The following is a 22,032-nucleotide window of genomic DNA, read 5'->3' on the forward strand; positions in this document are numbered from 1 at the left end:
CAGAATCGCGGTCAGGTGATGCACGCGGTTGGCGATCTGCGTCAGGCCTTTCGGGCCGTGGTACACGGCGTACATGCTGGCGATGTTGGCCAACAACACCTGCGCGGTGCAGATGTTACTGGTGGCCTTCTCGCGGCGAATATGTTGCTCGCGGGTCTGCATCGCCAGGCGCAGCGCCGGCTTGCCGAAACGGTCGACGGAGACACCGACCAGGCGGCCCGGCATGTCGCGCTTGAACGCATCCTTGGTGGAGAAGTACGCCGCGTGCGGACCACCAAAGCCCAGCGGCACGCCGAAGCGTTGTGCGCTGCCGATGGCCACGTCGGCGCCGAACTCACCCGGCGGGGTCAGCACGGTCAGGGCCAACAGATCGGCGGCGACCGCCACCAGCGCATTGGCGGCGTGGAAGCGTTCGGTCAGTTCGCGGTAGTCGAACACATCACCGTTGCTCGCCGGGTATTGCAACAGGGCGCCGAAGAACGGCGTCACGTCAGTCAGTGTTTGCTCGTCGCCAACGACAATATCGATGCCCAACGGCTCGGCGCGGGTGCGCAGCACGTCGAGGGTTTGCGGGTGGCAATGCACGGAGGCGAAGAACGCATGGCTGCCTTTGTTCTTGCTCAGGCGTTTGCAGAAGGTCATGGCTTCGGCAGCGGCGGTGGCTTCGTCGAGCAGCGAGGCGTTGGCGATCGGCAGGCCGGTGAGGTCGCTGATCAGGGTCTGGAAGTTCAGCAGCGCTTCGAGACGGCCCTGGGAAATTTCCGGCTGGTACGGGGTGTAGGCGGTGTACCAGGCCGGGTTTTCCAGCAGGTTGCGCAGGATCGGCGACGGCGTGTGAGTGCCGTAGTAGCCCTGGCCGATGAAGGTCTTGAACAGCTGGTTTTTGCCGGCGATGGACTTGATCAAGGCCAGGGCATCGGCTTCGCTCAGGCCGTCTTCCAGACCGAGGACGCTGGTGCCCTTGATGCTGTCGGGGATGACGCTGGCGCTCAGGGCTTCCAGCGAGTCGAAGCCGAGGCTGTTGAGCATGGCTTGCTCGTCGCCTGCGCGCGGGCCGATGTGGCGGGCGATGAATTCGTTGGCGGTGGTCAGGCTTACTTGAGTCATGTCAGCGCTCCTCAGGCTTCGGCGTTGGCTTTGATCAGACGGTCGTAAGCGTCTTGATCCAGCAGTTTGGCGACAGCCGAGGCGTCGCTTGGCTGGAAGCGGAAGAACCAGCCTTCGCCCAGCGGGTCTTCGTTGACCAGTTCAGGGCTGCTGTCGAGTGCCGGGTTCACTTCCAGCACTTCACCGTCCAGTGGCATGTACACGCCGCTGGCGGCTTTTACCGATTCCACAGTGGCGGCTTCAGCGCCTTTGTCGTAGGACTGCAGCTCAGGCAGTTGTACGAAAACCACGTCGCCCAGGGCGTTTTGTGCGAAAGCGGTGATGCCGACTGTGACGCTGCCGTCAGCTTCGGTACGCAGCCATTCGTGATCTTCAGTAAAACGCAACTCGCTCATGGAAACTCCTAAGGGGGCCAGACTCGTCTGGTGGACGCGATTGAATACTGGGCAAAGCCCTGCTTTATGGATGGTTACTAAGCAAAATCGCGGCCAATGTTTTTTTATTGTTAAATATCAATACTTTATGTGTTTTTTCGAGGTGCAGCGATTTGCTGGCTGTAGCGAAATCGCTACAGCGCAAGGTGGAGAAAAAAGCCTAAGTGGATCAAAGCCTTGCACAGCGGTGATCGGAAGAGGGTGTAGCGATATCGTTCCACTGTAGCGCTTTCAGTACAGATGGAGGTCGTTTTTGAACAGATTTCAAGCCGGACATAAAACCTGTAGGAGTGAGCCTGCTCGCGATAGCGGTGTATCAGTCAATACATGCAGCGATTGACATATCGCTATCGCGAGCAGGCTCACTCCTACAGTGGTTTTGTGTTGGTAGAGAGATTGAATTGTCAGGCTTACGGCTTATTCGGAATGCCGTACTTGCGCAACCGATGGGCAATCGCCGTGTGGGAGGTTTGCAGGCGGCTGGCCAGTTGGCGGGTCGAGGGGTAGCTGACGTAGAGTTTTTCCAGCAGGGTCTTCTCGAACTCTTCCATCGCCTGTTCGAGGCTATCGACGTCGCTGTCACTCTGCCGTGCCACGGAGGTGCCGGCGATATCGAGGTCGCCAATGTCGACCAGGCTGCTTTCGCAAATGGCGGCGGCGCGGAAGATCACGTTCTGCAGTTGCCGCACGTTGCCCGGCCAGCGATTGCCGAGCAGTGCCGGATAGGTGCCGGGCGCCAGGCGACAGACCGGACGCTGGATCTGCGCGCAGGCCTGCTGCATGAAGTAGCGGGCCAGCAGCAGGATGTCCTGGCCACGTTCGCGCAGGGGCGGGACTTCGACGTTCAGGACGTTGAGGCGATAGAACAAATCTTCGCGGAACGAACCTTCGCTGACCATTTTTTCCAGGTCGCGGTGCGTGGCGCTGAGGATCCGCACATTGACCTTCACCTCACGATCCCCGCCCACCCGGCGGAAGCTGCCGTCGTTCAAGAAACGCAGCAACTTGGCCTGCAAGTACGGCGACATCTCGCCGATCTCATCGAGAAACACCGTGCCCTGGTTGGCCAGTTCCATCAGCCCGGGTTTGCCGCCCCGTTGTGCGCCGGTGAAGGCGCCGGGGGCGTAGCCGAACAGTTCGCTTTCGGCGAGGTTCTCCGGCAATGCCGCGCAGTTCAGCGCCAAAAATGGTGAACTGTACCGGGCGCTGATGGCGTGGCAGGCACGCGCCACCAGTTCTTTGCCGGTGCCGGTTTCGCCCTGGATCAGCAACGGCGCATCAAGCGCCGCAACGCGCTGGGCACGGGCCTTGAGGGTTCGAATCGCCGGGGACTCACCGAGCAGCGCATCGAAACCTTCGGCATGGTCGTGGTGCAGCGCCGACAGGCGTTCGCCAATGCGGTTGGGTTGATACAGGGTCAGCAGGGCGCCGGCATCGGTAATCGGTGTGGCGTCCAGCAGCAATGTCTGGCCGTTGACGGTGACTTCCCGCAGCGGCAGGCGGAAGCCGTTTTCCAGCAGGGCTTCGAGCAGTGTCGGGTCGGCGAACAGGTCGGCGATGCTTTCGCCGTCAGGCTCGCGACCGTACAAGGCGATCAGTGCCGGGTTGGCCAGCAGCACCTTGCCGGCACTGTCCAGCGCCAGGACCGGGTCGGTCATGGCCGCGAGCAACGCATCAAGCTGCAGGTGCCGACGCTGACCGGGAAGAATGTCGACCACCGTCACCGCTTGCACGCCGCGCACGCTGAACAACGCATCGCGCAGCTCTTCGAGGACTTCCGGGCTCAGGGTCGGGGCGTCGATATAGACGTTGGGCGGGACCATTTCCACCGCATCCAGATTGAGATTGCGCCCACCGAGCAAGGCCAGGACTTCCTGGGTAATGCCGACGCGGTCGATGAAGCTGACGTGGATACGCATGGGGCGTTGTTGGGTTCTGGAGTGCGGAGGGTGGCAAGTATGCCTTGGAGGAGGGCTGGGGTGAAATCTTGAGATTGATGGTGGATTCGAAAGCCACCCCTCACCCCAGCCCTCTCCCCAGTGGGGAGAGGGGGAAAGGGGGCAGATATCTGTCGCTTTCAAAATCTGAGTTCGACTCGATATCTCAGGTCGATGTAGCTCGAAAGAGCAACGCGGTCAGTCCCCTCTCCCCCCGGGGGGGCTTCAGATTCGATCCAGATGCTCGGGTTTTATCGGGTCGCCGGATTTGACGTCGAGCTGCGCGCGCACATCTTCAAACATCTCGTCATATTGCTTGTGAATCGAAACGATGCTGGCTTCCTTGGGCAAGCCGTATTTTTGCGCGATGCGCGTGGCATGTCGGGCGAAGTCGAACGCCTGATCCTTGGGCAGGAAAAATTCTTCCTTCAGGTCCTTACCCTCGACCGAACCATGCATCTTGAAGAGCATGCCTTGACCTTCCTTGGGGTCCTGGCTGACTTCATAGTCGATACTCAGGCTGAAACTGTAATCTTCCTTGTTCAGCGCGTGGCGCTCGATGTGCAGGTGACCGGGCTCGAACGTTGCCATTTAACGTCTCTCCTTCAAAAAGGCATTGAATCAGGGCAGACCTCAGGCCTGCCCTCGGAGTTTCTTTTATTGATAGCTTATCCGGGTGTCGCCGTGTCCGAGAGTGGACCGATCACCGCGACTTTTCCAGTCTGTTCCCACGCTCCGCGTGGGAACGATCAGTGGTTTACCACTGCGCGCGATGGGAGCCCAATTCCGAAGCCGGAAGTGTCCACTGCAGCGGCGTCCCCGTTATTTTCAGTGGCACATGAAGTCGATGCGCCGGTCCCCAAGGCGTCTGCTCAATCAACAGTCCTTGATCGTTGTCATCCTCCGCCCGCAACGGCTCATCTGTTCCCGCACCATTTTCGATCAGCAACTTCGCCGTACGCGCCAACGACAACCGCGCCGATCCACTACGCCCCAACAATCGAATCGCACTGGCCGCCATCAAATACCCGGTAGCGTGATCGAGCGCTTGCAAGGGTAATGGCGTCGGTTTGTCCGCGCGCTTCCACTGCAGGCCGGCGTCGGCGATTCCGCTGCTCATTTGCACCAGGCTGTCGAAGCCTCGGCGGTTCTGCCACGGGCCGCTCCAACCGTAAGCATTGAGGCTGACGTCGATCAGGCCGGGCGCCAGTTTCTGGCGTTCGGCGACACCATAACCCAGGCGTTCCAGTGCGTCGGCGCGGTAGCCGTGGAGCAGAATGTCGGCGTCCTTGAGCAGGCTTTCGAACACCGCGCGATCCGTCTTGTCGTGCAGATCCAGGCGCGCGCAGCGTTTGCCCAGGGTGACTTCCGGCACTACCCCCGGTTCGTTCCAGGTCGGTGGGTCGATCCGCAAAACGTTGGCGCCGAGGCCTGCCAGAAAACGGCTGGCGATCGGCCCGGCGAGCACTCGGGTCAAATCCAGCACCTTGATCCCGGCCAGCGGTTGCGCCACCGAGCCTTGCCACGGTTTCGCGCTCTGGTGACTGTTGTCAGCAAACTGAATCAGCGGTTCGGCGTTCACCGCCTGACCTTGGGGATGCGCCTGCCATTGCGCCCAGCTACGCATCTCGGCGGCGCAGCCACCGGCCTCGACCACGGCCAGCTCCAGATCGCTTTTGGCCCATTGAGCAACCTTGCTCGCCATCGCGGCACGGTCGGCACAGGCGCCGAGCACCTTTTCGGCGGCGGCGCGGTGATGGGGCGCGTTGGTGTGCAGGCGGATCCAGCCGTCATTGGTCGCGTAGTCACCGGCGACCGGGTCCCATAGCGGCGGGATGCTCCAGCCTACCGGGCGGATCGACGTGGCAAACCAGAAAGAAGCCAGGCGGCGGTCGACCTCAAGGCTGGGTAAGCGACCGGTTTGTAGCTGCAGCCATTCGCTGACAGCCTGGCCGGCAGCGGCAATGCTGGCGCACGCCAGGTCGGTGACGGCAAACGCCGAGGGCAGGGCGCCGCTCGAGGTGAACTTGACCTGGGTGTGAGGCAAGCCGAGTGCGGCTTGAATGGACGTGAGTAAATCAGTCATCGAAGGCCCTCCGGGAGAGGGCCTGATCATAGATCAAAATGCTGCCTGCGATGATCGTTCGGTGGCGCCTGTTTAAACCCTGAACTGATCCATCAATTTCATCTGGTGCGAGGTCAACGAGTTGAGATGGCTGCTGATCTGCGCCGATTCGGTGGCCTGGCCGGTCAGGGTTTCGGTGACGGTGCGGATCGCCGAGACGTTGCGGTTGACCTCTTCGGCCACGGCGCTTTGCTGTTCGGCGGCGCTGGCGATTTGCAGGTTCATGTCGCTGATGACTGTCACAGCGTCGCTGATTTTGCTCAGGGCCTGCACCGCTTGCTGGATCTGCCCGGCATTGCTGTGAGCCTGGGTCTGGCTCGAATGCATCGTGGCCACCACGCCGCGAGTGCCGGTCTGGATGCGCTCGATCACGATGCGGATTTCTTCCACCGAGTCCTGGGTGCGTTTGGCCAGGTTGCGCACTTCATCGGCGACCACCGCAAACCCGCGCCCGCTCTCGCCGGCACGCGCCGCTTCAATCGCCGCGTTGAGCGCGAGCAGGTTGGTTTGTTCGGCGATGCTGCGGATCACTTCCAGCACCGAACCGATCTGCTCGCTGTTGACCGCCAATGCTTCGACTTCGGTTACAGCCTTACTGACTTCGTCGGCCAGTTGATTGATGTCGCGGGTGCTGCGTTCGATGATCTGCATGCCATCGCGGGCCGACTGGTCAGCACCCTTGGCCGCGTTCGCTGCGTTCGAGGCACTGTTGGCGACGTCGTGGGCGGTGGCGCTCATTTCGTTGGACGCGGTGGCGACCTGGTCGATTTCACGGAACTGCACCTGCATGCCTTCGCTGGTCTGGCGGGCGATTTCCGAAGACTGGTCGGCGGTGCCGCGCGCGTCGGTGATGCTTTGTTTGATCTGCGCGATGGTCGGTTGCAGCTTGTCGAGGAAGCGGTTGAACCAGCTCACCAGTTCGCCCAGTTCGTCTTTCTTGCTGTAGTGCAGACGCTGCGTCAGGTCGCCGTCGCCGCTGGCAATCGCCTTGAGCATCTCGGCCACGCTGTTGATCGGCCGGGTCACGCCGGACGCCGTGAGCCAGATCAGCACCAGTCCGACCAGCCCGGCAATCACCGCCAGCAAAACGGCTTTGATCGTGCCGCTTTGCTGGGCGTCATCGAGTACGGCTTGCAACTTGACCGAGTCGGCCAGCAACACTTGTTTCGGCAGGTCGATCACCACGCCCCAGGCTTTGGACTCGGCAATCGGACTGACCGGGTACACCGCACGGATCAGGTCGCCTTGTTCGAGAATTTTCGGCGTGCCAGCGCTGAGCAATTGCAGGACGTCCTTGCCGTCTGCGCCCAGGGTGTCACCGATGCTTTTGCCGACCTTGCTCGCGTCGACGCTGTAACCGGCGAGTACGCCGCTGCCGGAGACGATCAGCATGTGCCCGGCGCTGTTGAACAGATCGCGTTGGGAGTCGACAGCCGCCGCTTGCAGCGCGTCGAGGGCAATGTCCACACCCACCACGCCGATGGATTTGCCATCCACCAGCAGCGGTACGGAAATGGTGGTCATCAGCATTTCCTTGCCGGCGACGGTGTCGGCATACGGGTCGAGCAGGCAGGTGCGCTTGCTGTCGCGGGGGCAGGTGTACCAGCTGTTATAGGGTGTGCCGCTGAGGCTCAAGGTGGTTTTGGTCATGTCGTCTTCGACCATGATCGTGTTGATCCCGACACCGCCGGCACGGCTCCAGTAGCTGGCGAAACGACCAGCTTCATTGGATTGGCGAGCGGCATCGTTGGCAAATTCGCTGTCCTTGCCATCCAGACCATTGGGTTCGAATGCCAGCCAGATGCCGAGCACTTTGCTGTTGCGCTCGAAGGCGGTTTTCAGGCTCTGGTTCAACTCTTCACGCAGGGCGCCGGCGTCAAGGGAGCGATTGCTCGCCATGTTGCGCATGTCCTTGATCTGATCGGCCAGGGCAGTCACCACCAGCAGGCTTTCGCCGAAGGTCTTCTGCACCCGCACCGCTTGCTCGGCAGCCTTGGCCTGGAGCAGGTTCTGCACGCTGGCGGTGAGCATCTTGCTGCTGGAGGCGCTGACCAGTTCATCGTTCTGATCGGTCTGGTAGATGTTCATGCCGACGATCAGGACGACCACGCCCAGCAGGCACAGACCGGACAGCAGGACGATTTTCAGGCGGATGGAGAGAGAGTCGAACATAGGACGAACTCGCGAATGGATGAGGTGTTGGCTGTGAGTCGGGATCGACCCGGTTCGCCAAGTCCATTCAGCGCCATTTAATGCACATCGGCGTGGGCGCAGGTTGCATGAACGCGAAGCCGACGAACGGTAACAGGTGAACGTTTGCGCAGGAAAATGCCCTGAAAAGGGCAGAAATTCAGGAAATTGTCGGCAGCGATTCCGGTCGCGACCAGATCCACAGATTGCCCAGGCTCATGCCGGCAATCGCCAGGAAGATCGGCCAGCCAGGATCGAGCATCGCCAGCATCAACCCGGCGCACAGCAGCATGCTGACGGTGGCGCTGACTTTGGCTCGGCGGGCGATGATTTTGCCGTTGCGCCAGTTACGCAGGATGGAACCGAACAGCCGATGGTTTTCCAGCCAGGCGCTCAGGCGCGGCGAACTCTTGGTCGCGGCCCAGGCGGCGAGCAGGATGAACTCGGTGGTCGGCAGGCCGGGCACGACGATGGCGATCAGGCCGATGCCGAGGCTGATGTAGGCGAGCAGACCGAAGAGGATTCGGGCGAGTTTTGAAGTGGTGCTCATAAAGTTTACGAATGCTCTGTAGGAGCGAGGCTTGCCCGCGAAGAACGATAACGCGGTCTGTCTGAAGTACCGCGCCGTACCATTCGCGGGCAAGCCTCGCTCCTACAGGGAGGTGTTGTCAGGCGAGTTCGGGGGTGGTGGCGTAAGCCTGCTCCAGCAATACGGTGAAGCGGTTGAACGCGTCGATAGCACCTTTATCCAGCTCGGCTTCTTCTTGTGCGCTGAGTTCCAGTCCGTCGAGGGTTTTGACGAAGCTCTTCCAGCCTTCCGCGCGACCGCCGGCCGGTTCGCCGAGATGGCGGGCACCAAAGGTTTCGCTTAACCCAAGACCCACAGCACGCTTGATCAGAAATGCTGCGCCGAGTTTCGAACCTTCCGACACGAACAGCCAGCCAAGTGCTTCGGCTCTGGTTGGATTCTTCACGGGGCCTGTGACTGGCTCCGGCACTTCAGTTTCCAGATCAGCCAGGTCTGCCTTGGCCGCTTCAGCACGGCAACGAGCCGGCAGGTCCGGGACGATGGCGGTCAATTCGGCATCGTTGTACAGCGACACCAGTTCCGACTGAAACAAATACTGAGCCACCACGAAACGCGCGAAGTTGGCCTGGGTTTCAAACGGTGCGTGGGCTTTGACCAAGGCATCAAGCCTGGTGTGAGGCTCGTTGGTGATCTGGTTCAAACGTTGTGAACGCAAAGCAGTGTCCTGAGTGGTCATGAGAAGTCCTTGGGAAAAAGAGGCGCTTGGTAACGAGACGAATGACGTGACGCCAGGCAGTAAAAAAAACCTCACTGCGCCACTTCTCTAAAAGCGTCGCAGTGAGGTGACAGGGTCAGATATCCCAGATCAGATTGACCGCGAAGTTGCGACCCGGTTGAGTCAGGCGATCGAGGTTGGCCGGTTGAGTGACCGAGGCTTCGCCGACGCTGTCGTAACCGCGCACGTCGTCCCACTGCCAGTACTTCTTGTTGGTCAGGTTGTACAAACCGGCGTTGACGGTTACGTCGTCGGTCACCTTGTAGAAGCCGGCCAGGTCGAGCACGCCATAGCCCGGGGTTTTGAACTGAGTGCTGGTGCCGTCCGGGGTTTTGAAGCTGGTGCTGTCGACGCGGGTCTTGCGCTTGACCAGTGTCCAGCTCAACAGGGCGCCGTAGTTGTCCTGGTCGTAACCCAGACCGAACACGCCGGTCAGCGGGTTGATGCTGTTAAGCGGCTGGCCGCTGTCATCGTTTCGGCCATACAGGTAGGCCATCGAACCTTGGGTGTAGAGACCGGTCGGGGCGCCGAAGCTGTCGAGGTTCAGGCGACCCTTGAGCTCGACGCCTTTGATGGTGGCGTGCGCGATGTTGTTGCTCTGGAAGGTGGTCTCGGTGTAGCCGGGCGTGATGGCGTTCTCGTCGATGAAGTCGCGGTATTTGTTGTAGAACACCGCCACATCGAAAGTGCCTGCGTCGAACTGGCCGCGCAGGCCGGTTTCATAGCTCTTGCTCTTTTCAGGTTCCAGGTCGGGGTTTGGCGCGACCTGATAGCCGCCGGCCAGGTTTTCAAACCGACCGTACAGCGCCTTGGCGGTCGGCGTGCGGAAGCCTTCGGCGTACTGGCCATACCAAGTGTAGTGGTCGTTGAAGCTATAGGTGGTGCCGAATTTAGGCGACAGACGATGCCAGGTCTTTGTCTTGTCACTCACCACGCCATTGCCGCTCTGGTCGGCGGTGACCAGGAACTCGTCGGTGATGTGCGGCTTGAGCTCGGTGTAGTCGTAGCGGGCACCGGGCAGGAAGGTCCAGTTGCCCCAGCTGATCTGATCCTGGGCGAACAGGCTGTAGCTGTTGATGGTCGGGTCCGGGAAATCGCTGGCCGGTTTAAGGGTGTCGGCGGCGCTCGGGGCACCGATAACCCGGCAAGCGCCAGCCACGGTCAGGCAGGTGCCGCTGCCGGTACGCAGGCCAGTGACTTTGTCCTGTTTGAGGGTGGTGCCATAGGTGACGAGGTGGTCGGTGTCGGCGATGGCAAACGACTTGTCAGCCTGGGCATCGAACACCCATTGGCGATCCTTGTAGGTGGTATCGCGATTGCGCAGCACGGTGCGCGACGGCGCGTAGATTTCTTCGGTGCTCTGGTCGGTCTTGGCGATCTGGTAATTCAGCGTCCATTTGATGTTGTCTGCCAGGATGCTGTCCAGGCCGAAGCTGTGTTCCAGGCCGAAGCGTTCGCGAGTGACGGTGTCGTTGCCGGTACGGGATTTATAGAAGCCGAAACCGCGTCCTGCGTTGAACGGTCCACCCACTGCGCTCAGCTGGTTGGTGTCGCGGTCATCCTTGTAGTGCTCGTAAGTCAGGCCGAAGCGCGCATCGTCGGCGTAGTCCCAGCCCAGTTTGGCCAGTACGTTGGTGGTGCGCACATCCTCGGGGTTGGCCTCGGTGCGGTTCAGGCCGGTGCCGCCGGTTTCGCCGTAGGACTCTGTTTCATGACCATTGCGCTGACTCAAGTGCAACAGGCCGTCGAAGTCGCCGGTGCGACCGGCCACCGTGCCAGAGGTCAGCCAGCTGTCGTCGGCCGAGCTGTAGCCGGTTTTCAGGCGTGCGCCGACATCCTTGCCCGGTTTGATGATGTCGTCCGGGTCCAGCGTGTAGTAGCTGACCGCGCCGCCGATGGCGTTGCTGCCGTAGAGCACGGACGCCGGGCCGCGCAGAATCTCGACGCGCTTGACGATCTCGGGGTCGACGTAGTTGCGGTTGCTCTGGGCGTATGGGCCGTTAAAGAAACTGTCGGGCACCTGCACACCGTCGACCTGGGTCAATACGCGGTCGCCGTCGATGCCGCGGATGTTGTAGCCAGTGAGGCCGGCGCGTTGACCGGCACCGCCCACCGAAACACCCGGCTCGTAGCGCACCAGATCCTTGATGTTATTGACGTTGTTGCGGTCCAGGTCTTCGCGGGTCTGGACGGTGACGGTCGCCGGAACGCTGTTGACGTCCTGCTCGTTACGGGTGGCGCTGATGGTCACCTGGTCCAGGTTGAGCGCGTTGCTGTTGCTGCGCTTCTCCAGCACGATGTTGTTGGTGCCCAGTTTGCGATAGCTCAGGTTGGTCCCCACCAACAGGCGATCGAGGGCTTTCTCCGGTGGCAGCGAACCCCGTACGCCCGGCGAGGCCACGCCTTCAGCTAGTTCTGCCGGCAAGCCGACCTGCCAACCGGTCACGGCGGTAAAGGCATTGAGTGCCGAGACCAACGACTGCTGAGGGATGGCAAACGCGTAATCACCCATGTTGCGGGTCGGTTGCTCTGCTGCGGGGGCGGCGCAGAGCTGCGCGCTGCCGGCCATCAGGATGGCGGCGGTCAGCAGCGACAGCACGCGAGAAGGTGAAGAAGGTTGGCGGGTAAGGCGAGAGGACATCGATAGCGCTCCGTGTCGCACGAATCTTTATAGGTGCTGACTGGCATCTGAAGATGCGAATCAATTGCATTGGCTATAACGAGACGTACGGGGTTTGGCTATCGAGTAAAAATAATTCTCATTTAGTTCAAAATCACCAGCGCCGGGAATTCCTGGAGCCGTGCCGAGGTGATGTGGGCCAGCGAACGGACCACGTCCAACGGTTGGTCGAGGCGGTAATTGCCGGTGACGGCGATGTCTGCCAACTGTTCGTTGTTGTTGATGATCCAGCCTGGATAGTAACGACGCAGCTCCGCCAGCACCTGGTTCAGCGGGCAGTTTTCGAACACCAGACGGCCCTGGACCCACGCCAGGTCGGTCGCGGCATCGAGTCTGGCGGGGCGATCGAAACCGTTGGGGCCGATGCGGATGCTTTCTCCGGCGGACAATCGAATTCGCGCGTCGTCGTGGGTCGCTCGCAGGTCGACATCCCCACGCTGCACCCGAACCTGTGCCACGCCGTCCAGATAACGCACCGCAAACGCGGTGTCCCGCACGCTGGCCTTGACCGGCCCTGCGTCGATTTCCAGCGGCTGGCCGCGATTGGCCGCCACCTCGAAAAACGCCTCGCCCTGATACAAACGGGCCACGCGCTGTTGATCGTTGATGATGCTGGAGAACGCCGAGTTGGTATTGAGCAGGACCTTCGAGCCGTCCTCCAGTTGCAGCCGCTGGCGTTCACCGACCACGGTCAGGTGATCAGCCTGCAGGCGAATCGGCAGATTGCTGAAACTGAACAAACCGAGGATCAGCACGGCGGCGGTGGCCAAGGGTTTCCAGTGGGGGCGCAGGCGCGACAGGACGGTCACTTTCGGCGGCCGGGCGGCCAGGCTTTGCGCGCATTGCACGACCTGCGGGCCCTCCCAGATCGCCTGAGCCTTGGCGAACGCTTCGGCATGCGACGGATGGGCGGTCAGCCAGTCATGAAACTGTCGGGTCTGTTCCTCGCTCGGACTGTCCAGCACGATCAGCCAGTCCAGGGCCTGGTCCATCGCGCTTGCAGGGTCCCGCGCCGGGGAGGGCGGAAGGGAGCGGTGGGTGTCCGTCACGGTGTTTCCTCGGCAGTGTCTTGGCACCGCTGTTTTTTTAGTGAAGCTTGAAAGAGGGGCAAGGGTAGCAAAGCCCGATAGTCAGTGCAGGTCATCCTCATGCATGGAGAATAAACCTACAGATTCAGTCGCCGTTTAACCGTTCGGCCACGCCGATGCAGATCGCCATGATCAATTTCAGCTCCTTTTGCACGGTGCTCATTGACACGCCGAGCTTCTCGGCGATTTCCAGATAGCTGTGCCCGTGCAGACGGCTGAGGATGAAGATCTGCTGCTGACGGGGGCTGAGTTCATTGAGACTCACGTTCAAACGCTCAAGCAATTGTTCGGCATGGGCGGCGTCCTCGGCACTGCTGGCGGGGGCGGCGACGCTTTCCACCACGTCCAGCGGCACGTCGTCGAGCATTGTGCGGGACTGGATGCGCCGCGCACGCAAATGGTCCAGCGCCAGGTTGCGGGCGGTCTGGAAAACGAAGGGTTCAAGGTGATCGATGGCCCGCTCATTGAGCGCCCGGGTCACTCGCAGGTAGGTCTCCTGCAGGAGGTCTTCGGCGGTGCTGTGATTGTTGACCATCCGCTCCAAGGTGCGCAGCAGAGAGACTCGCTGGGCGATGAAGACGTGATTGAAGCGAGATTGACTCACGGGAGAACCTGATCCATTTCGAGCGAATGATAATGCTTATCATTCGCTCGAGTGGTCAAGTATTGATTTGTGAAGCTGATTTTCGAAGGGCTAGGCGCGGCCCAGCAGATAGGTCGCGTAATCGGGAATCCGATGTTCGTGCGCCTGCTCCATCATCGGGCTGCTGAGCAGGTAGTCGGCGCTGCATTCGTTGCAGGCGACGGGAATGTTCCAGACCGCCGCGACGCGCAATAACGCCTTGATGTCCGGGTCGTGCGGCTGTGGTTCGAACGGGTCCCAGAAGAACACCAGCATGTCGACCCGCTGCTCGGCGATTCGCGCACCGAGTTGCTGGTCGCCGCCCAATGGGCCGCTGATCATGCTCTCCACAGGCAAATCCAGGCGTTGTTGCAACAACAACCCGGTGGTGCCGGTGGCGACCAGTTCATGTTGCGCCAGCCTGTCTTTCTGCCGCTCGGCCCAGTCCAGCAAAAACACTTTGCAGTGGTCATGGGCGACCAAGGCAATACGCTTGCGCGCTGCCATGGTCTTTTGCGTAAAGCTGATACCGATCATCGGTGCTGCTCCTGCTTTTTCACGGCGGGTTACTCAGCGTTGCAGAGCGCCAGGCAGTTATCGAGCATGCGGTTGGAGAAGCCCCATTCGTTGTCGTACCAGGCCAATACCTTGAGCAGCTTGCCGCTGGACTTGGTGTGGTTGGCGTCGAAGATCGACGACAGCGGGTTGTGGTTGAAGTCGCTGGAGACCAGCGGCAGGGTGTTGTAGCCAAGAATCTTCGAGTGCTGGCTGGCTTCTTTCAGCAGCGCGTTCACTTCATCGGCCGACGCTTCGCGCTTGAGTTGCACGGTCAGGTCCACCAGCGACACGTTGATCACCGGCACGCGTACCGACATACCGGTCAGTTTGCCCGCCAGTTCCGGCAGCACCAGGCCGACCGCTTCAGCCGCGCCGGTTTTGCTCGGGATCATGTTCTGGGTGGCCGAACGCGCACGGTACGGATCGACATGATAGACGTCGGTCAGGTGCTGATCGTTGGTGTAGGCGTGGATCGTGGTCATCAGGCCGCTTTCGATTCCCAGCTCGCGGTGCAACACCTGGGCCACCGGGGCCAGGCAGTTGGTGGTGCACGAAGCATTGGAAATGATCTGGTGCGATTGGCGCAGAATGTCGTGGTTAACGCCATACACCACCGTGGCATCGGCGCCTTTGGCCGGGGCCGAGATGATTACTTTGCGTGCGCCGGCCGTAATATGCGCGGCGGCTTTGTCGCGGTCGGTGAACAAACCGGTGCATTCGAATACGACGTCGATCTTCTCGGCAGCCCAAGGCAGTTCGGCCGGGTTGCGAATGGCGCTGACAGAAATACGGTCGCCGTTGACGGTCAGGCTTTCCTTATCGTGCTGGACATCGGCATCGAACGTGCCGTGAACAGTGTCGTACTTGAGCAGATGAGCGTTCATCGCGCTGTCGCCCAGATCATTGATGGCAACGATCTGCAGATCCTGGCGATAACCTTGGGTATACAGTGCGCGCAGGACGTTACGGCCAATTCGGCCAAAACCATTGATTGCGATTCGAAGAGTCATTTAACAGGGCCGCCGTCGTTTTGTTGTTGGAATTACAAGATTATTCGCATAAAAATAGAAAACAAGCCTTTTTAATGGCAATATTTTGTTCAATCTACAACGAGTGACCTGAATCAACTGGTCCGACCGATCAAGAAAACCGTCTGTCATCCCATCGACAACAGCTCTTGATCAGCATAGACAATCAGGTCGCCACATCCGTTAGCCTGGAGTTCTAAACATGCATCCCCGCGTCCTTGAGGTCACCGAACGGCTTATCGCCCGTAGCCGCGCCACGCGTGAGGCTTACCTTGCACTGATTCGTGGTGCTGCCAGCGACGGTCCCATGCGCGGCAAACTGCAATGCGCCAACTTCGCCCACGGCGTAGCCGGTTGCGGCACCGACGACAAGAACAGTCTGCGGATGATGAACTCCGCCAACATTGCAATTGTTTCGTCCTATAACGACATGCTCTCGGCGCACCAGCCGTACGAAGTCTTTCCTGAACAGATCAAAAAGGCCCTGCGCGAAATCGGCTCCGTCGGCCAGTTCGCCGGTGGCACCCCAGCCATGTGCGATGGCGTGACCCAGGGCGAGCCGGGCATGGAACTGAGCCTGCCGAGTCGCGAAGTGATTGCGCTGTCCACGGCGGTGGCGTTGTCCCACAACATGTTCGACGGCGCGCTGATGCTCGGCATCTGCGACAAGATTGTGCCGGGCCTGATGATGGGCGCGCTGCGTTTCGGTCATCTGCCGACGATCTTCGTACCGGGCGGGCCGATGGTCTCGGGCATTTCCAACAAGCAGAAAGCAGACGTGCGCCAGCGCTATGCCGAAGGCAAGGCCAGCCGCGAAGAGCTGCTGGAATCGGAGATGAAGTCCTACCACAGCCCTGGCACCTGCACCTTTTACGGCACCGCCAACACCAACCAGTTGCTGATGGAAGTCATGGGCCTGCACTTGCCGGGCGCCTCTTTCGTCAACCCGAACACCCCGTTGCGTGATGCCCTGACCCGCGAAGCGGCGCATCAGGTCACGCGTCTGACCAAGCAGAGCGGCGACTTCATGCCGATCGGCGAAATCGTCGACGAACGTTCGCTGGTCAACTCCATCGTGGCCTTGCACGCCACCGGCGGCTCGACCAACCACACCTTGCACATGCCGGCGATTGCCATGGCGGCGGGTATTCAACTGACCTGGCAGGACATGGCCGACCTCTCCGAGGTGGTGCCGACCCTGAGCCACGTCTACCCGAATGGCAAAGCCGACATCAACCACTTCCAGGCGGCGGGCGGCATGTCGTTCCTGATCCGCGAACTGCTGGAAGCCGGGCTGCTGCACGAAAACGTCAACACGGTGCTGGGTCACGGCCTGAGCCGCTACACCATGGAACCGTTCCTCGAAAACGGCGAACTGGTCTGGCGCGAAGGCCCGATCGAAAGCCTCGACGAAACCATCCTGCGTCCGGTCGCTCGTGCGTTCTCGCCAGAGGGCGGCTTGCGAGTGATGGAAGGCAACCTCGGCCGCGGTGTCATGAAAGTGTCCGCCGTTGCGTTGGAAAACCAGGTCGTCGAAGCACCGGCCATGGTGTTCCAGGATCAGCAGGACCTGGCCGATGCATTCAAGGCTGGTTTGCTGGAGAAGGATTTTGTCGCGGTGATGCGCTTCCAGGGCCCGCGCTCCAACGGCATGCCGGAGCTGCACAAGATGACGCCGTTCCTCGGCGTGCTACAGGATCGCGGCTTCAAAGTCGCGCTGGTCACCGACGGGCGCATGTCCGGTGCGTCGGGGAAAATCCCGGCGGCGATTCACGTCAGCCCCGAAGCGTATGTGGGCGGCGCTTTGGCGCGCGTCCAAGAGGGCGATATCATTCGCGTCGATGGCGTCAAAGGCACCCTGGAGCTTAAGGTGGACGCCGAAGAATTCGCAGCGCGCGAACCTGCCAAGGGCCTGTTGGGCAATAACATCGGCAGCGGTCGCGAACTGTTTGGTTTCATGCGCATGGCCTTCAGCTCGGCGGAGCAGGGCGCCAGCGCCTTTACTTCTGCCCTGGAGACGCTTAATTGAAACTGGCTTTGGTCGGTGACATCGGTGGGACCAACGCACGTTTCGCGTTGTGGAAAAACCAGCAACTGGAATCGATCCAGGTGCTGGCAACGGCCGACCACGCCAGCCCGGAAGAGGCAATTGCGCTCTACCTGAGCGGGCTTGGCCTGGAACCGGGTTCGATCGGTTCGGTGTGCCTGTCGGTCGCCGGCCCGGTGAGCGGCGATGAATTCAAGTTCACCAACAATCACTGGCGACTCAGCCGCAAAGGGTTTTGCAAGACCTTGCAGGTGGATCAACTGTTGCTGGTCAACGACTTCTCGGCGATGGCGCTGGGCATGACCCGTTTGCAGCCGGACGAGTTTCGGGTGGTCTGCGAAGGCACGCCGGAACCGTTGCGGCCGGCGGTGGTGATCGGTCCGGGGACTGGCCTCGGTGTCGGCACGTTGCTCGACCTCGGCGAAGGTCGTTTCGCTGCGTTGCCGGGGGAGGGCGGTCACGTCGATTTGCCACTGAGCAGCCCGCGGGAAACTCAGTTGTGGCAGCACATCTTCAATGAGATCGGTCATGTCAGCGCTGAAACAGCCTTGAGCGGCAGCGGTTTGCCGCGGGTTTACCGGGCGATTTGTGCGGTGGACGGTCATGAGCCCGTGCTGGATTCCCCCGAGTCGATTACCGCGGCCGGTCTGGCGGGCGACCCGATTGCCCTGGAAGTGCTTGAGCAGTTCAGCTGCTGGCTGGGTCGTGTGGCCGGCAACAACGTGCTGACCACGGGCGGACGGGGTGGCGTGTACATCGTCGGTGGGGTAATTCCGCGGTTTGCCGATTTCTTCATCGAAAGCGGCTTTGCCCGGTGCTTTGCCGACAAGGGCTGCATGAGCGATTACTTCAAAGGCATCCCGGTGTGGCTGGTGACGGCGCCGTATTCCGGCCTGATGGGGGCAGGGGTAGCGCTGGAGCAATCCATCCCCGTTTGAAATGCAATCAACCTGTAGGAGTGAGCCTGCTCGCGATGACGGTGTGTCAGTAGACGGAAATATTGGAAGTCCAACCGCAATCGCGAGCAGGCTCACTCCTACAGTAGTTTTGCGGTGTTTGTAGATTCCGCGCTTAAGGCATAATCCGCCCAATTCAAACAACAAGGATGCCGCCCCTGTGAGCTCAGTCAACAAGTCGATTTTGTTGGTCGATGACGATCAAGAGATACGCGAGTTGCTGGACACTTACCTGACCCGCGCCGGTTTCCAGGTTCGTACCACGCCCGACGGCGCAGGCTTTCGTCAGGCGATGAACGAGGCACCGAGCGATCTGGTGATCCTCGATGTGATGCTCCCGGACGAAGACGGTTTCAGCCTCTGCCGCTGGATCCGCCAGCACCCGCGTCAGGCGCAGGTGCCGATCATCATGCTTACGGCCAGTTCCGACGAGGCCGACCGCGTCATCGGTCTGGAATTGGGCGCCGACGATTACCTCGGCAAACCCTTCAGCCCGCGTGAGTTGCAGGCGCGCATCAAAGCCTTGTTGCGTCGCGCGCAGTTCGGTCAGGAACGTTCCGGCAGTGAAGTGCTGGCCTTCGATGACTGGCGGCTGGACATGGTCAGCCACCGGTTGTTCCACATCGACGGCGAAGAAGTGATTCTCTCCGGCGCCGATTTCGCGCTGCTGAAACTGTTCCTCGATCACCCCCAGGAAATTCTCGACCGCGACACCATCGGCAACGCTACCCGTGGTCGTGATTTGATGCCGCTGGATCGCATCGTCGACATGGCCGTCAGCCGTTTGCGCCAGCGCCTGCGCGACACCGAAAAACCAGCGCGTCTGATCCGTACCGTACGCGGCAGCGGCTACCAACTGGCCGCCAATGTGGTTGCCAGCAATGGCCACTGAGTTTTTCCGCAAGCTCGCCGCACGGATTCCCGTGCCGCGTTCTCTGCTCGGGCGGATGTTACTGCTGACGCTGTTGGCGGTGCTGTTCGCCCAGACGTTGTCGAGCGTGATCTGGGTCTCGCAACTGCGCGCCACCCAACTTGAAGGCCTGGTCACCAGCGCCCGAAGCCTCGCTCATTCGATGACGGCCAGCGTCAGTTACTTCCGCTCTCTGCCGGTAGCGTTTCGGCCATTGGTACTCGACCAGTTGCGCAGCATGGGCGGCACCCGTTTTGTGGTGACACTCAACGACAAACCCTTGGGCATGGAAGTGCTGCCGATCACCCCGCGCAAGGAAGCCGTGCTCAAAGCGGTGGACGAAGTGTTGCGCCAATCCCTGGGCCAGGACACCGATATCTCGGTGACCTTCGTCAGCCCCGAAGACCTGCGGATCTTCAACAGCGGGCTGAAACTCGATGAATTGCCGCGCTCTTGGGCGCATTACGCGCTGACCCTGGAGCCGGTTAACCCGCCGGTATTGGTCACGCAAATCCAGATGGCACCGGGCGAGTGGCTGTACATCGCCTCACTGTTGCCCGAGCCCTACACCAGTCTTGAAGAACAAGGCCTGCCGGCGCAGCAAGTCTGGTTCATCGTGCTCACCAGCGGTTTCTTGCTGTTGTTCATTGGTCTGCTGGTGCACTGGCAAAGCCGGCCGCTCAAGCGTTTGGCGCGGGCAGCCCGGGACATGTCCCTCGGCGCGGAAGTTGAGCCCGTGGCTGAGGGCGGTGGCAGTGAAGTGGTCGAGGTCGGTCGCGCCTTCAATGCGATGCGCGAGCGTATCAGCCGTTACCTGACCGAGCGCAGCCAGTTGTTCAGCGCGATTTCCCATGACTTGCGCACGCCGATTACCCGTTTGCGGTTGCGCGTTGAATTGCTCGAAGACGAAACGCTGCAAGCCAAGTTCGGGCGGGATCTGGATGAGCTGGAGCTGCTGGTCAAAGGCGCGTTGCAATGCGTGAAAGACACCGACATCCACGAAAACATCGAACCGGTCGATCTCAACCATGTACTGGATTGTCTGGTGGAGCCGTATCTGGCACCCAACGGCAATGGTCGCGTCACTCAGCAAGGGCGTGCGCTGGCGGCGTATCCGGGGAAGCCGCTGGCGCTCAAGCGTTGCATCGGCAACCTGATCGACAATGCCTTGAAGTATGGGCAGAAAGCGCATCTGCACATTGATGACGACCAGAGTGCGTTCATCCTGCATGTGGACGACGAAGGCCCAGGCGTGCCGGAACAGCGGATGGAGCAGGTGTTCGAACCGCACTTCCGCCTGGCCGGGCAGCAGCAGGGTTATGGGTTGGGGTTGGGGATTGCGCGAAATATTGCGCATAGCCATGGCGGCGAAGTCAGCCTGCAGAATTTGCGTGAGGGTGGGTTGCGGGTGACGTTGCATTTGCCTCGGTCGTTGGATTGAGTTTCTGCCTTTAGATCCACCCCTCACCCCAGCCCTCTCCCCACGGGGGAGAGGGGGAAAGGGAGCCGATCTCCAGAACTTTCAGATCCTGAGTTCGACTCAGATTTTTCAGGTCGATGTAACTCCAAGAACAACTCGGTCAGTCCCCTCTACCCCCTGGGGCGGTCCGACGTTTCGGGAGGGTTAGGGTGAGGGGTGGATTTTGAGCCCGACACAGCCCCTAAATCATTTGTCACCACCCAGTGACAAAACTTGCCCCCTTCGTTACAAGCCCACCACCGCCCGTTGTTTAGACTGCCCCCCAGTCATAACAACAAAAAAGGCACCCCATGGACTCCTTCCAACCTGCGTTCAGCAGTTGGCTGAACGCACCCGCCCATCAGCACTGGCTCGCCGCCGAAGGCCTGCGCCTGCTGGCGTTTGCCAAGGCTTCAAAGCTTCCCGAAGGTTTCGGCAATCTTGATGAAAAGGGCTGCCTCCCGGCCAACGCCCACGCCGAAACCATGAACACCGCGCGCATGACCCACAGCTTCGCCATGGCCCACATTCAGGGCTTGCCGGGTTTCGCCGAGCTGGTGGATCACGGCGTCAAAGCCCTCAGCGGCCCATTGCGTGACGCCGCACACGGTGGCTGGTTTTCGGCCCCCGAACTTCGCGACGGCAACACCGGCAAGGCGGCGTACCTGCACGCCTTCGTCGCGCTGGCCGCCAGTTCTGCGGTCGTCGCTCAGCGTCCCGGCGCGCAGGCCTTGCTCGACGATGCCATCGACATCATCGACACGCATTTCTGGAGCGAGGAAGAGGGCGCGATGCGCGAGTCCTTCAACCGCGACTGGAGTGAAGAGGAACGCTATCGCGGCGCCAACAGCAACATGCACGCCACCGAAGCCTTTCTCGCGTTGGCCGATGTCACCGAAGAGAACCGTTGGCTGTGCCGCGCCCAGCGCATCGTCGAGCGTGTCATCCACGGTCACGCCGCTGCCAACGATTACCTGGTGGTCGAACATTTCGACCGCGACTGGCAACCCTTGCGCGACTACAACCACGACAACCCGGCCGATGGATTTCGCCCCTACGGCACCACGCCGGGGCACGGTTTCGAATGGGCCCGGCTAATGCTGCATCTCGAAGCGGCGCGGGTTAAGGCCGGGATGCTCACGCCGGGCTGGCTCGCCAGCGACGCGCAAAAACTCTTCGACCACAACTGCCGTCACGGCTGGGATGTCGACGGGGCGCCGGGGATTGTCTACACCCTCGACTGGGACAATCGCGCCGTGGTTCGCCATCGCTTGCACTGGACCCATTGCGAAGCCAGCGCCGCCGCCAGTGCGCTGCTTAAACGCACAGGCGATGCGCAATACGAAAGCTGGTACCGACTGTTTTGGGAATTCTGCGACAGCCATTTTATCGACCGCGAAAGCGGCAGCTGGCATCACGAACTCGATCCGCAGAATCGCCCGAGCGCCGATATCTGGGCTGGTAAACCTGATCTTTATCACGCCTGGCAAGCCGTATTGATCCCGCGATTGCCTCTGGCGCCGAGCATGGCGACTGCCCTGGCACAGTTATCCCAGAGCGCTCCTGTGTAACCATGTGGTGACATTC

General features: G+C 60.8%; 17 protein-coding genes and 2 pseudogenes. 5 read left to right on the forward strand and 14 right to left on the reverse strand.

The features are described 5' to 3' along the window. The 14 genes and pseudogenes from QF010_RS33495 to gap form a co-directional block, all read right to left on the reverse strand. Positions 1-1,107, reverse strand: a pseudogene (locus QF010_RS33495) (glycine dehydrogenase); the annotation flags it as partial. Positions 1,108-1,118: 11 nt separating this feature from the next. Beyond that, complete coding sequence (gene gcvH, locus QF010_RS33500) at positions 1,119-1,502, reverse strand: glycine cleavage system protein GcvH (RefSeq protein WP_033056841.1); 384 nt, start codon at positions 1,500-1,502, stop codon at positions 1,119-1,121. Positions 1,503-1,951: 449 nt separating this feature from the next. After that, on the reverse strand, positions 1,952-3,460 hold the full coding sequence (locus QF010_RS33505; protein WP_033056840.1) for a sigma-54-dependent transcriptional regulator: 1,509 nt from the start codon (positions 3,458-3,460) through the stop codon (positions 1,952-1,954). Between the two features lie 243 nt (positions 3,461-3,703). Beyond that, entirely contained in the window at positions 3,704-4,069 is a 366-nt protein-coding gene (locus QF010_RS33510) for a DUF5064 family protein (protein WP_033056838.1), read from the reverse strand. A gap of 166 nt (positions 4,070-4,235) precedes the next feature. Beyond that, positions 4,236-5,564, reverse strand: coding sequence for a CoA transferase (locus QF010_RS33515; RefSeq protein WP_033056837.1), 1,329 nt, complete (start codon positions 5,562-5,564; stop codon positions 4,236-4,238). A 72-nt stretch (positions 5,565-5,636) separates the two neighbouring features. After that, positions 5,637-6,392, reverse strand: a complete 756-nt coding sequence (locus tag QF010_RS33520) for a methyl-accepting chemotaxis protein (RefSeq protein WP_371917827.1) — start codon at positions 6,390-6,392, stop codon at positions 5,637-5,639. Between the two features lie 102 nt (positions 6,393-6,494). Next, a pseudogene (locus QF010_RS33525) lies at positions 6,495-7,775 on the reverse strand (methyl-accepting chemotaxis protein); the annotation flags it as partial. Between the two features lie 178 nt (positions 7,776-7,953). Then, positions 7,954-8,343, reverse strand: coding sequence for a YbaN family protein (locus QF010_RS33530; protein ID WP_033056834.1), 390 nt, complete (start codon positions 8,341-8,343; stop codon positions 7,954-7,956). 118 nt (positions 8,344-8,461) lie between these two features. Then, the gene (locus tag QF010_RS33535) at positions 8,462-9,058 is read right to left on the reverse strand and encodes a biliverdin-producing heme oxygenase (RefSeq protein ID WP_429534804.1); all 597 of its coding nucleotides are present in this window, start codon (positions 9,056-9,058) and stop codon (positions 8,462-8,464) included. A gap of 115 nt (positions 9,059-9,173) precedes the next feature. Then, positions 9,174-11,738, reverse strand: coding sequence for a TonB-dependent receptor (locus QF010_RS33540; RefSeq protein WP_429534805.1), 2,565 nt, complete (start codon positions 11,736-11,738; stop codon positions 9,174-9,176). 122 nt (positions 11,739-11,860) lie between these two features. Then, positions 11,861-12,826, reverse strand: a complete 966-nt coding sequence (locus QF010_RS33545; RefSeq protein ID WP_429534806.1) for a FecR family protein — start codon at positions 12,824-12,826, stop codon at positions 11,861-11,863. Between the two features lie 124 nt (positions 12,827-12,950). Further along, positions 12,951-13,469, reverse strand: a complete 519-nt coding sequence (locus QF010_RS33550; protein WP_429534807.1) for an RNA polymerase sigma factor — start codon at positions 13,467-13,469, stop codon at positions 12,951-12,953. A 90-nt stretch (positions 13,470-13,559) separates the two neighbouring features. Then, positions 13,560-14,024 (reverse strand): methylglyoxal synthase, encoded by a 465-nt coding sequence (locus QF010_RS33555; RefSeq protein ID WP_008155845.1) that lies wholly within the window; start codon positions 14,022-14,024, stop codon positions 13,560-13,562. A 29-nt stretch (positions 14,025-14,053) separates the two neighbouring features. Further along, positions 14,054-15,055, reverse strand: coding sequence for a type I glyceraldehyde-3-phosphate dehydrogenase (gene gap, locus QF010_RS33560; RefSeq protein ID WP_033056829.1), 1,002 nt, complete (start codon positions 15,053-15,055; stop codon positions 14,054-14,056). A gap of 220 nt (positions 15,056-15,275) precedes the next feature. Here gap and edd point away from each other — a divergent pair, with 220 nt between their 5' ends. The 5 genes from edd to QF010_RS33585 all read left to right on the forward strand — a co-directional run bounded on the left by edd (position 15,276) and on the right by QF010_RS33585 (position 22,016). Then, positions 15,276-17,102, forward strand: a complete 1,827-nt coding sequence (gene edd, locus QF010_RS33565) for a phosphogluconate dehydratase (RefSeq protein WP_008155848.1) — start codon at positions 15,276-15,278, stop codon at positions 17,100-17,102. Continuing rightward, entirely contained in the window at positions 17,099-18,058 is a 960-nt protein-coding gene (locus tag QF010_RS33570; RefSeq protein WP_429510906.1) for a glucokinase, read from the forward strand. The genes edd and QF010_RS33570 overlap by 4 nt, the downstream gene beginning before the upstream one ends. Before the next feature lie 178 nt (positions 18,059-18,236). Beyond that, positions 18,237-18,968 carry a response regulator gene (locus QF010_RS33575; protein ID WP_033056827.1) on the forward strand — a complete coding sequence of 244 codons (732 nt, stop codon included), beginning with the start codon at positions 18,237-18,239 and terminating at the stop codon, positions 18,966-18,968. After that, positions 18,958-20,427 carry an ATP-binding protein gene (locus QF010_RS33580; protein ID WP_429510905.1) on the forward strand — a complete coding sequence of 490 codons (1,470 nt, stop codon included), beginning with the start codon at positions 18,958-18,960 and terminating at the stop codon, positions 20,425-20,427. The genes QF010_RS33575 and QF010_RS33580 overlap by 11 nt, the downstream gene beginning before the upstream one ends. 329 nt (positions 20,428-20,756) lie before the next feature. Further along, positions 20,757-22,016: a D-mannose isomerase gene (locus tag QF010_RS33585; RefSeq protein WP_429534808.1), complete on the forward strand. Its 1,260-nt coding sequence runs from the start codon at positions 20,757-20,759 to the stop codon at positions 22,014-22,016. Positions 22,017-22,032: the final 16 nt, after the last annotated feature.

Source organism: Pseudomonas silensiensis, from assembly GCF_050434865.1.
GTDB classification, from domain to species: domain Bacteria; phylum Pseudomonadota; class Gammaproteobacteria; order Pseudomonadales; family Pseudomonadaceae; genus Aquipseudomonas; species Aquipseudomonas fluorescens_W.

Coding starts and splice junctions, on each gene's coding strand:
- gcvH (WP_033056841.1), bottom strand. CDS start 1,502: ATGAGCGAGTTGCGTTTTACTGAAGATCACGAATGGCTGCGTACCGAA.
- QF010_RS33505 (WP_033056840.1), bottom strand. CDS start 3,460: ATGCGTATCCACGTCAGCTTCATCGACCGCGTCGGCATTACCCAGGAA.
- QF010_RS33510 (WP_033056838.1), bottom strand. CDS start 4,069: ATGGCAACGTTCGAGCCCGGTCACCTGCACATCGAGCGCCACGCGCTG.
- QF010_RS33515 (WP_033056837.1), bottom strand. CDS start 5,564: ATGACTGATTTACTCACGTCCATTCAAGCCGCACTCGGCTTGCCTCAC.
- QF010_RS33520 (WP_371917827.1), bottom strand. CDS start 6,392: ATGCAGGTGCAGTTCCGTGAAATCGACCAGGTCGCCACCGCGTCCAAC.
- QF010_RS33530 (WP_033056834.1), bottom strand. CDS start 8,343: ATGAGCACCACTTCAAAACTCGCCCGAATCCTCTTCGGTCTGCTCGCC.
- QF010_RS33535 (WP_429534804.1), bottom strand. CDS start 9,058: ATGACCACTCAGGACACTGCTTTGCGTTCACAACGTTTGAACCAGATC.
- QF010_RS33540 (WP_429534805.1), bottom strand. CDS start 11,738: ATGTCCTCTCGCCTTACCCGCCAACCTTCTTCACCTTCTCGCGTGCTG.
- QF010_RS33555 (WP_008155845.1), bottom strand. CDS start 14,024: ATGATCGGTATCAGCTTTACGCAAAAGACCATGGCAGCGCGCAAGCGT.
- gap (WP_033056829.1), bottom strand. CDS start 15,055: ATGACTCTTCGAATCGCAATCAATGGTTTTGGCCGAATTGGCCGTAAC.
- edd (WP_008155848.1), top strand. CDS start 15,276: ATGCATCCCCGCGTCCTTGAGGTCACCGAACGGCTTATCGCCCGTAGC.
- QF010_RS33580 (WP_429510905.1), top strand. CDS start 18,958: ATGGCCACTGAGTTTTTCCGCAAGCTCGCCGCACGGATTCCCGTGCCG.
- QF010_RS33585 (WP_429534808.1), top strand. CDS start 20,757: ATGGACTCCTTCCAACCTGCGTTCAGCAGTTGGCTGAACGCACCCGCC.